The sequence below is a fragment of the Candidatus Omnitrophota bacterium genome (genome assembly GCA_023819145.1).
GTDB lineage: Bacteria > Omnitrophota > Gorgyraeia > DTHP01 > DTHP01 > JBFWKV01.
Genome location: JAMWCW010000001.1, coordinates 34517 through 46164, shown reverse-complemented (window position 1 = coordinate 46164; position 11648 = coordinate 34517). Strand labels below are relative to the sequence as shown.

Here is an 11648-nt window from a genome sequence, read left to right as displayed (position 1 = left end):
ATTGCTCCTTTTTACCTAAAGAACGCTTCTATTAATTGCGTAATTTTTCTTACCCCCCATTCGGCATTAGAAACCATTGGCCATGCCATCCAAGAAACAAACAGAGGTGCTCCCATCCATCTCCAATCAGGGCCTAAGAGTTCACTCAATAAATGGAAGAGCCCATAACCCATTAAAGGCACAACTACATTACTAAAAATCCTATCAGTGTCAAGATGCATCTTCTTCCATTCCTTTGCAGCACCTTCTAAAGCAATATGCACAGGTTTAATCCACCAAGTTCTTTCTCCACCTATAAATTCTTTCCATACTTTATTGTATATTATATTCTTTGCCAACAGATAAGGTTTAATCAAAACCATCGGCATATAAACAAACCAGTCTCCCAATAAACTCAAGGGAAAATCCAAAGCCGTATCCTTGCCTAAAGCCCAAAATCCACTCCCTATTGCCTTTAAAATTTCTCCTGCTTCACCACTAGCAAAAGCTGTCTCAAGACGAGGGCTAATTTGTGTTTTCCAATCGGTAATCAAAGGAACAATCAACTTAGGCATAATGGAATGCGCAAAGAGGGCGGTAAAAGCACCGACTCCGAGAGCCAGTGGTAAATTCTGTAAATCCATATATCCCGGTAAATATGCCATGAGCATTTGCCAGGCTATAAATCCCAAGAATCTCGCATCTCCAAAAGCATATTCTACAGCTGCTGCTTTGTGCTCTAAATGATGTTCTGGAGCGGAAGGACGAGTAACATCGACTTTACCCAGTCCTAAAACTTTTCTTAAGAAATCTCCGAAAGGCGAAGCAGGTAAATCTTTTTGGTACCATTTAGTAGCATCTCCATACACAAATCTGGAACTTTGGTCAACCGATTTAGGAATAGTTTCTGGCCTATCATCAAGAACAATTATATCTAACATCCTCATGCAAGCACTAACAAAAGACTCCCAATGGTCGTGCGAGGTCATATTCGGTCCAACCATCGCTCCTAAGCCAGGAAGATATTCTGTAGCAGCATATCTTTCTGCTAAAAATACAAGGGGTCTGAAAATCTTTGCTATTTCGGGATGGGTTTTTCCCAAATCAGCAACTCTCTGGGCAAATTGTCTCAGGGGGGGAAGGTCTGCGGTTTGTTGAATTGGATGGAAAACGTGCTCAATAAATCTATCCCCTTTAATCCAAGCCTTGCCAGAGGACATAAAAAGATTATAAAACCATTGTTCAGCAATTACGTATCCTAAGTTTTGTTTATCATCAAGAGCATTCAACTGTTCTAATAAAGTCCTTGTATACTCCTTTAATTCTCCCGATTCAGGAATTATTAAACGAGGAACATACATATCGTAAAAGGGACTTCCGTCTTGTCTTGTAAGATGTTCCTCTGACCAAGCAACCTTTGCCGCCCAGCGTAAAAGGTCACCATGTATATTGCCATCATGAGGACCTTCCACGATATTCCCTTCATCAACAATAAGAAAGTCGTTTATCCTCCCTTTACCCTTACCACCGGCCTCAGGAATACCTAAGAAACTAGCCAAGTCAACATAGCCCGGTTGATTAAAAGTAATAAACCCTTCTTTAAGCAGTTGCTCTGCTTTTGCCCTATCGATTATACCCTTAGCAAGTAAAGCATCTACTATTTGATGACTCCCGGCGAACGAAGGCTGGTCACCAGGAACCTGGTATCTTCCAAATTCAGACTCAGTATATGCGGTAGGAAGTCTATTCCCGTTCTGGACAAGGTCTATTAAATACATAAAAGTAAGCCATTTCCATCCTTTAGCACTTGCCTGTTCAGGCATAAAATGTGCAGGATTACGTAAGAAATATGAGAAAGTTATAAAATCACCATATCTATACCTCTTACCTTGATATTCAAAAGTCCTTTCTGTAAAATCTCTGATTAGTTCTATTTCCCGCACAACACTTGCGGGATTAAGACTGTCCATACCCATCAATGCAACATGAAATTTACCATTCATAAGACCCCTAACAAATATATCTTCTGCGTTCTTTTGAATTGTGGCTTCTAAAGCCTTCTCTAAAACATCGAAATTCCTATAATGGGAAATTACATACATTGCATCTCTCTGCAGTCCTTTTTCTAAAACTTCCGGGTCTTCTTTCACTTCATGAACCAAATCTTGAACATTTAAAAAAGGAAGGGCCAGTCCCTTAAGGGTTCGAGCTACCGCCGGCCTAAACATAGAATAAGTTAACATTCCCGTAACGGTAGCACACACATAATTGAGAACCTGGGTGAGTACAGAGCTGACATCTACACTCATAAAGGCATACGTATATAAAACCGCTAACCCTGCGGCTATTGCTGAAGACAGTCCTAATAAAATCCAGCCCCTTTTACTTTTATCTACGAATTCTCCACCTTCACCGACCTTTGTTGTCCTTCCATAACCTGAATCTACCGCTTCATCTACCGCTTCAATAGCAGACTTACCAGATTTAATTCTACTTCTAATCCACTCAAGCACTTGACGTCCTCTATAGAATAATGACTGCATGGTAGAAGTTTTTTCGTCATATCTAACGACTACGGTAGTAGGATTTCCACTTTTATCGTATACAAGCGTAGCAATACCTACATCTTTCATCGCGTCAAGTCCATAAGTTGGCCCATCTTCTTCTAAGCCTGCCTGGAGATATCCCTGAAGTGATTGTCCAGAATCAGTGGAACTAAAGAAGTCCGGCAAGGCATTGAAATCATAGGTTATACCAGATACAGAATCTTCGTCAACCTGCTCAACATACTGGGAGTTTATCAATGCTGTTGAACCATTAGGATTTTTAATATGGAGGGTATCTCCCACAAACCTAAAAGGAACTTCTTCTCCAGAATTCAAGGTAGTAGTAACTTTCCAACCTTCTATTGAGGATTCTATCGTCACATAATCTCCAATTTTTATAACCTCTGGAATTCCATCAGAATTTGCATCAATAACACTAATCTCCATACTGGTGGCACCTAAACCGCGGACCGTTTCTTGAGTAATGCCTAAAGAAGAAAGGTATGCTAACAATTCACTTTCACTTGCAGGACTAAATCCTGTCACTCCCGGCACAGAAACTCCTCCTCTGATTCTTCTTAACAAAAAAATATCATTAAAGGCAGGAAAAGACGGGCAAGAAGAAACAATGGATGTAAAAATAAATATTTCAATCACAACCACACAAATATACTTATAGATTTTTCCTCGGGGAGTGTTTTTCTTAAACATTTTTAACCACTCCTTTCTTATTATAAACACATAATTTATATATTTTTTCTACACTCCTTTGGTCCCCAAAGCAGGAGTTTATATCCTACAGAACCAGCCATTATTTCATTTATAAACTTATAGTAATCTATTTCAAAAATATTGGGGCCAATCGCAGGGATTACAAATCTCACCTTGTTTCCTTTCATATCTATGATTAAGGCATCCCCTCCTTCTGTAACAAGGTTTAATCCTGGTCTATAGGCATGACTATAACCGGGATTATCGGTTCCGGGAACGCTTATCGTTACTCCTGGCTTCATACGAAATAATATCGCTCCTCCTTTTCCCAAATGCCCTACTAAGTTCGTAAAGTTAGAAATATCTATTCTCTCATCGGTATACTGATAAATCCCTTTTACATACATTGTTCCAAAGGTTCTAAAAACAATTTCACTAATGTTACCCCAATCAACATGTTCATCTAATGCCACATAAATATCACCACCTGCAGAAAACTCTTCTTTTAGACCTAAATATCCATCTTGCCTAAGTCTCCAGAAGAAACCTTCTTTTTCATTGGCATCGTTAGATTTATTAAGCGTCAACCACCTCGCCCAGGTTGAATCTTGTAGCCATGTGGGTTTTGTAGGGTCATCTGCACTGCCATAATAAATACCATATACGGGCAAGGTTATATTATACCATTTCTCCATCGACAGTCCTCCCATTTTAAAAACAACCCTTCTGCCACTTCTATCTCTAATTTCTATCTCGTCAAATTGCCCGCTACCGGCTTTTAATTGTAAATTAATTCTATCAATAGCAGTTAAATCTCCATACAAAAGCGGTATTCTTAATTCTCCTCTAACTTCAATGCTTTCCTCTCCCGAAAGAGGTAATTGAGCTGGAGAAACCAAATAATTTGCAGGATAACCTACACCACTGGTCCGCTGGATATTCCATATATAGTAGCGCGGATGATATGTTCCGGGAGGATGAAAACCGGGTAAACCTGCGCTACGCGCAATGTCATGCCATAAATTACTCTGCCAATAATAATACCACCTTGCATCCTGACTATCTTCTTCCATAAGATCTAAGAATTTATGCCCCGAACCTCTCTGGAATAAATTCATTAACTGCTGCGTAAATTCCATCTTCCAAATCATTTGTTCAATGGTCAATTCTCCCGCTTTAGGATTTTCTAACCCTCCTTTAACCTCATGTGCTAACGCAGATAAGAATCCTGCATCTTTTCCGTCAGGGTTGGTAAGGTCAAGTTTACGACCCAGCAATCTCTCTGCATAAGGCCTGAGGGATGCTTGAATCTTAAATTCCTCCGCCATTATCTCCATTGCTTTATAAAGCCCATACTGATTTCTTAATTCTCGCAGTCCCTTCACATGGCCACCGGGGTAGTCCGCACCATTAAGAAGGGCAGAAATTACTCCGGAATCTGAGGGAAGGATAGTATATAATTTCTGTGTTGTAGTCAGATACTCTTCCAACTGGGAATGCACGAGAAGAAAATGATTATCCGTAGCCACTGCTTTGCTTAATTTCTGACTTACATCATCCCAAACATTTCCATCAGAATTTTCATCCAATATATAAATATATTCCTTATCTTTTCGCCAATCTTTCCACATTGCTACCGCCTCATAATCGTAACTACTAATAATAGAAGTGGCTTCTTCTATACATCCATAATACTTAATTGCTTTAATTAAATCTTTTGCTGCTTCGAGCATTTCATCGGCAAACTTCTGATTCTTATAGATGACAAATTTCAAAGCAGCAACCTTTACTGCCAACTGTGGGGCGCTGGTTATAGAAAGACCTTGGAGAATATTTAATGCCTTTTCATATAACTGGTCATTATATTCTACATACTCTCGGAAATAACTTAATTTGGACTCATCTTGAGATAAAACCATATTTCTTACCTCATCTGTCACTGCTTGGACTAATTTCTCCGCATCTTCTAGAGTTCTACCATTCCCCATAACCTCTCTTAAAGTATTCTCTAAGTTCCCTGAACGATTAATGTGATTGTAATCAGTTCTATTAAATCCTGCTCTCCGTAGCGCTAACTGCGTTCCTTCATCTTCCATCATTGTTTTCCAGACAAGGCCGGTAAGGGCATTTTCAATTTTTAACAACAACCCTACTTCGTTCAAAGTGTAATTACTGGGAGACACAAACTCCGTCCCCGGAGTATAGGATTCTCGAAACCCATATAGACCTCTTGCCAATTTAGGATTGGAGATATACTGCACCCAAAGCGACTCTGTAGATTCAAAGGGTAAATAAGAGACTCCTACTTGGGAAGGAGCAAAGTTTCTTTCCCCATCATCGGGGGGTTTCCCTGTTTTTTCATAGATTATAGAAGGTACAGAACCTCTGTCCATTTTATACCCATATTTAGGAAGCTCCTGAGAACCAATAACTGCCCCATAAGGATTATATCCTCTCTGCAAGGCATAATGCCTGTTAGCCATAAGCGCTTTGACAGCGTTGCCAAACCAGTTCGTACTTAACCAAACCTCTTCCTTTGAACTCACATCCACTAAATTTTTAAAGTATTCCGAGGTCCAGCTTGCTCCTTGGTAACTTCCCCAGAAACCAACTGCAGGTGGAACTGAATCACCTTCCCGTGTTTTGCGGACCATAACGCGATTTACGTATATTTTGCAATCCTCTGACGTAATCTCCCCTTCCGAAAGCAGAGAGAGTCTCAGAATGTCTAAAATTAAACGCTCATCTCCATGGTAGTCATAAGGTAGGAATCCCGTGGGGGTATCACCCTGCACGGGGACCACTCTCCAACCATGGCAATAACCACGTTCTCGGGAAATATAAAAAGGAGAGTTATCGGAAACAGGAAATCTCTTTAGCATGCTCTCTATAGTGTCCTTTATTGAACCTCCAAAGTATACCCCCGCATACTTGGCATAGAGAAGAAGAAGAGCACTATCCATAGTAGAAATCTCTACATCTTTCTTACTACGAGCAAGGTCTTTTTTAGGATCAGGGCTGATAAAGTGGTACCACAATCCTCCCCAACCATATTTCTCTATTTTCTCAAGCTCCCTAATTCTTATCTCGGGGGTATCAGCAATTTTAAGAATGTTTTCTATATCCTCTTCTGTTAAAACCTTGTCCTTCAAATCATTTCCAATTACTCCTTGTTCATCTTTTAAATCACCTCGTGCCAGTAATTCTGTATATATATCCAGAAGATTAACACTAACAAGTTCCTCTTTCGTTTTTGCCGCCAATGCCTTCACTATAGGATAAGGAAATCTCTTTAGCAGATATTCCACCCATTCACCCTGTGGCTGTCTGTTTAAGATTTCTTCCATCGTATTAAGACAGTTACCTATCATTCTTTCTATGGTACCGCTCTTTATACCGAAATCATCATAACTCCATACCCCCTCTTTTATCTTCTGTTCTAAAAGCGTCAAAGCCACTAAACCCATGCCCATTGCTGCGATGTTTGTATCCATACCCCCATTGGAATCTAAAATAAATCCATATGTTTTACCATCTCGGCTATATTCTGTGTACATATCTAAAACAAACTTGAATTTATCTTTCATAATCCTTAATAAAAACTCTTTTTCACTTAAATTCTCGCGTTGATAGGTTAAGCCGGGTTCACCCAAAACATCAGGATATTTCTCCTTTAGGAAGATACGCATCTGGAGTTCTTCTATAAGGAAGCTTATATCCGCTGGTGAAAGGTAGGTCTGTGCTCGTTGCGGATCAGACATCCAGCTAATCACCGAACTAATAGTGGGTACTAAACCATTATCTAACATCTCCTGAATAATCTGCCTGGCAGCAAAATCTCGCCTGACATCGCCTCGAATTATCTCCTTCCAGGAGGAAGAAACTTCAATTCCCTGACGTTTCCAGTTTTCTATTCTGCGCTCTACCTCTTTCCCTACTTCCCGGGCATCAAAACTAAATCTATCCACTAACGGCAAGGTAAGCCAATAAAGGGTATTATAAAAATAACTGCCTTCTGAATCTTTTGGTATTTCGTCCACCCCTAAATACGCAGCAATATAAGGCAATAATGCTTCAATATACGATATATCCCTATCCCTTATCGCTGGTTCTGGAAGAACAGTTTGCCGTGAAGGAGTAATAATTCCCCCTTGCGGAGAAAGTTGGTTACCAGAAAGCCCTAAGGAAAATTCTCCCAAACTTAAATCCAGCGCAGAAGTAACTTTAGTGAAAATAATTAAAAAACATATAATTAACAATTTCTTCGACATAAGTCCCTCCTTTTATTATATTTCATAAGCCTCCCGCATTATAAAAAGCAAAATATCCTCGGGTAATAATAGCAATTTTGTTTCAAAAGTCAATGACTCTATCTCCACTCCCTCGGGAACTGCCGAAGACAAGTCAAGTCCCTGCACAAAAGAATAAATATCTCCACCAAAATCTAAAAGTATTTTTTCCTCTACAGGATTAGAAGGCAAGGTTATAATCTGACGAAGAGAGGTAAGAAATGCTTTAAGCATACCCCAGTAACCTATAGACCCAAGTACCTCCGCTACAGAAAAATCTCCTTTGACTACGCCAGCAGAGGTAGCATTGGCAAAGCAATCAAACCATTTTTTAACGATGGGTTTGGTGTCAAAATAGGGAGAATAAACAGGCAGGTCAAAGAATTTGGCAACATAAGGTTTAAGGTATGCCCGTAACTTATATTCTGCCATCATCGTCCCTAAAGAAACAGAAGCAGGAGATTCCTTTTTTAAATCGATATCCTCTAAGGTTATTTTTCCTTGAGAACTCCCACCGGTAACTAAAGATAATTTAACTCGTTCTATCTTCCTCCAGTCAAATGCCGTTCCAGTTATTAGATCTATTTTAAAATCATCTCTGTCTCTACTTATTGTATACTCCTTACCCGAATCTGTAACCTCATCTAAGGTAGTAGTCGCTTTATTACCCTGGGCATCAACCAGTTCTAATTTAACTGCGGGCATAACACTACCTTCTTCTAAATCTATCTTTATCTTGAAGGCAATATTTGTTAACTCCAGGGAAGGCACAATAAATCCAATCTCCGCATTAGCTGGACTACGCCGGCTACCTGATAACCTGAATCCTCCTTCATAACCAGTTGGGATTGCTGAAAAAGAAGTAAAATTGTTTATTGAGGGCAAAACATTTCCTAAAAGCTCTCTTAAAGAGGTAGTAACCGTCACTTCCTTTAATTCAGTTTCTACTCTCTCCATCTCCTCTACCAAGCGTTTCCACTGGACATAATTAAGTTGTGCAGGTATCTCCCCAAAGAGATATTTCTTCACCACATCTTCCAAGGTCTGGGTTCTAATCTCCTCCTTAGCTGAGATTATTACCTGGTTAAGCACCGTATCCAGAAAGCTCTCTTCCAATTTCTGGGTTATGGCAACCGAAACATTCTTGTCTCTATTATTACCGCCGTAAGTTAAGATTGCCAAAGTGGGCTGTTGGTAAAAAGATGGTAAGACTACAATCTCGGAATTATCTTCTAAAATAAATTTTACTCCCTTTATCCCCGGTAATTGGTCAAGGTAAATTTTATCTTTGTCCTCGGGAAAGCGACTGCCAATCCCAATAGTTTTAAGTGGAGAAATTTCTTCAATCTTCTTTACCCTTTTGCCGGCGATTTGTTTAACGTCCATTTGTAAAAGTCTATCAATGATTTCTAAATTATAAAGAATGAATTTTCCGCTATTTATTTCCGACTCTTCCAACAAATAATCGAGATTGATAAAGTCACCAATTCTTGTCCAGTAATTGTTAGGTTCGAGCCATCCCGTCCAAAAGGACTGCCGAGGAACCCAAGAACAAATGTGCTTTTTATCCAAATTTTTGCGCAAAGTAATAAAAGGTAGATAATACTCTGGTCCAGCCAAAAAAGGTGTCTCAACAGTGGGACGTCCTGAAACCATTTCGCTTAATGATGGAGAAGCTATCGCAGCCACTTTCTGGGCATCTTGAGTCTGTTGTGAAGAAAGAACAGAAATTTTCAAATTATCTCCCCAATATCCTGCCGGAAGGAAAAAAAGCACTGCACAAAGAATATTTAATCCCCCTCTTTTCATTATACCCCCTTTTAAAAAATTATTAATAAGCCCTCAATTTACTTCCCTCTTGAAGAGGGAAGTAAATATGCTGATATTAATTAAAAATTGATGAAAAATCCCCTAAATACGGTGGTGCAGTAGCCAAACCACTATTGTCATTGTTATCTTCTAAAACAGGCAACGGAAGCTCAAAGGCATAACCACTTAAGCCTACATCCGCGGTCAAGATAGGCGCGGTAGGATATTCCGGATAAAGTGGCTGTCTTACATTTGCCTTCTTATAAGCCTCGAGGTCAAGCTCTACTTGTTGAGCGTTCTGCAAGATAAAATTCGCAAATCTCACTTTATCCGAATTAATATAATCTATTACCCACCTTTTAGTATTCTCCAAATTAGCCAAATCTCCATCCAAAACAGATTCAAACAAATTGAGTAGTCTTAAATCTTCGTATTTAATTTCCGCAGGATTTATCATTAAAGGTATACCGAATTTCTTCTCTAACGCTTGCCTTATTTCTTTTCTTGCGGATAGTTGGGCATCAACATAAGCCATGGCCTTGTTAAAATCTCCCAGTTGTTTTGTCCGGGCGTAAAGCACCTGCGTCCAGAAGGTGGCTATACCCGAGATTGTGCCTCCGTAGAGAGTTGAAGTCATCTCTAAACTATCTCTACGCGCACCTGAAATACTTGGAAATAGATATCCAGCTATTTTATCTAACAACGTCTTTCCTCCGGTGTCTTTTCCTTGGGCTAAATCGAGCATCTCCTTAACTGCGTTATATGCTTGGTCTATATTACCTTGGCTAATCTTAAAATAATCTGCTCGCGAAAGCACCTCGCCAATTAAAGAGACCATATTACTATATGCCTGTTGATGCCTGAATTCTCTAAGCAGATTGAGTTTAATCCCCAAAAAGGTATCAACTTTATCCTTAAACACTTTGCCTTCGCCTTTATCATATTCAAGTAGTGTTTTTACAAGGTTAAGCGCTCCTGTAGGATTTCCGGTATAGTCTTCTATATTTATAACATGATACGACCAGGAATTTAGAATTGCCCTCACGTGCTGGGCTTCATCCCATTGCGATCCCATAACCACATTGTAAGCCCTCATCTTCGCCATATAATCAGAACCGCCTTTGTCTTTAAAGAAGGCAAGATAAACGCTATTCCCAATCTTATTCACTCCAATATCTATTACCTTTTTCATATCATTTATCGCCTTGGTAAAGACGCTGTTGTAATCTACTGGTTTCCAAGTTTTCGTGGCGGGATTATAGTATAAATTCCTTATCCTGCCAAAAATCCCATCCACATATGAAGAAAGCAATCCTTTGTCGTAACTCTGGGCTAAATCAATTTTTCTCCCGATATATTTCTCTACGTAAGAAATTAATTCTGTTCCTGCCCGAATCATCTTACTGGTCACCTCTATTGCCTCTTGCGTACTAAATCGGGAACCCTTACCCAGTGTTTTGCCAAGAATAGCCTCTGCCTGTTCTTTTAATAAATTTAAGCCTTCGCGCTGGTAAGTATCAGGAGTGTTCGATGATAAAATCTGTAGGGTACCTGCCCAGTACAATGCCTCAGAAACATGGAACCAATTTCCTTTATCAAACCCGCCAGTATAGCCTGCTGCCCTGAAAAAATTGTCTAAATCGGGGGAATTAACTATGATGGGAAGATGGTTTTTAAACATATCAACAAAAGAATTATACCCAATTCCCATCTTTCGGTTAAAAATAAACCAATCACGAAGCCAATCAATAAGACTCTTCTCGGTCATTTGTCTCGTTGTGGTAAGACTAATAACCCCTGAAGGATTTATGTTAGTAGTAACAGTCAAAGTCTCCATTGTGGATTTTTTCTCTAAATTCTCAAGACCACCAAATAGGGCAGTTAAATCTATGCCTTCTTCAGGTAAAAAACTCCAGTCCTCTGCAAAATAACTCAAAGCATTATCCAGCATACCGCCGTATCCTCTATGCCTCAAATATGCTTCTACAACGCTTATTACCTGTTCAGGAACCCAAGATCCTCGTACTAATCTAAAATATAAATCTACGTCTTTGGCAATAGCAGTAAAATCATCTCTTATAGAAGGAATAATAGCATCAAGATATCTAATAGTTTCATCAGCCGATAAAATATTGCCTATAGAAGCGTCTATTTTATTAGCCTCACAAATCTCTACAAGATATTTTAAAGCAATCATAATCGGAGATTGCGTTGGCCCTCTACCGCATGCTTCTATTTCTCTAATGCCACAGATGGAAACTAACATCACCGCTACTGCTATTACCATCAAAATCTTCTTGTACATCATCTTATC

At 39.4% G+C, this 11648-nt stretch carries 4 protein-coding genes; all 4 read right to left on the bottom strand.

What is annotated here, in order from left to right; genetic code table 11:
- Positions 1–11: 11 nt before the first annotated feature.
- The gene (locus NC818_00130; GenBank protein ID MCM8783176.1) at positions 12–3236 is read right to left on the bottom strand and encodes a hypothetical protein; all 3225 of its coding nucleotides are present in this window, start codon (positions 3234–3236) and stop codon (positions 12–14) included.
- Positions 3237–3271: 35 nt separating this feature from the next.
- Positions 3272–7507, bottom strand: a complete 4236-nt coding sequence (locus NC818_00125; protein MCM8783175.1) for a hypothetical protein — start codon at positions 7505–7507, stop codon at positions 3272–3274.
- Positions 7508–7522: 15 nt separating this feature from the next.
- Complete coding sequence (locus tag NC818_00120; GenBank protein MCM8783174.1) at positions 7523–9334, bottom strand: hypothetical protein; 1812 nt, start codon at positions 9332–9334, stop codon at positions 7523–7525.
- Positions 9335–9410: 76 nt separating this feature from the next.
- On the bottom strand, positions 9411–11642 hold the full coding sequence (locus tag NC818_00115; GenBank protein MCM8783173.1) for a hypothetical protein: 2232 nt from the start codon (positions 11640–11642) through the stop codon (positions 9411–9413).
- Between the last annotated feature and the right edge of the window lie 6 nt (positions 11643–11648).

What these genes read in the sequence shown, in the direction of transcription:
- NC818_00130 (MCM8783176.1), bottom strand. Translation starts at nt 3,236, where the DNA reads ATGTTTAAGAAAAACACTCCCCGAGGAAAAATCTATAAGTATATTTGT.
- NC818_00125 (MCM8783175.1), bottom strand. Translation starts at nt 7,507, where the DNA reads ATGTCGAAGAAATTGTTAATTATATGTTTTTTAATTATTTTCACTAAA.
- NC818_00120 (MCM8783174.1), bottom strand. Translation starts at nt 9,334, where the DNA reads ATGAAAAGAGGGGGATTAAATATTCTTTGTGCAGTGCTTTTTTTCCTT.
- NC818_00115 (MCM8783173.1), bottom strand. Translation starts at nt 11,642, where the DNA reads ATGATGTACAAGAAGATTTTGATGGTAATAGCAGTAGCGGTGATGTTA.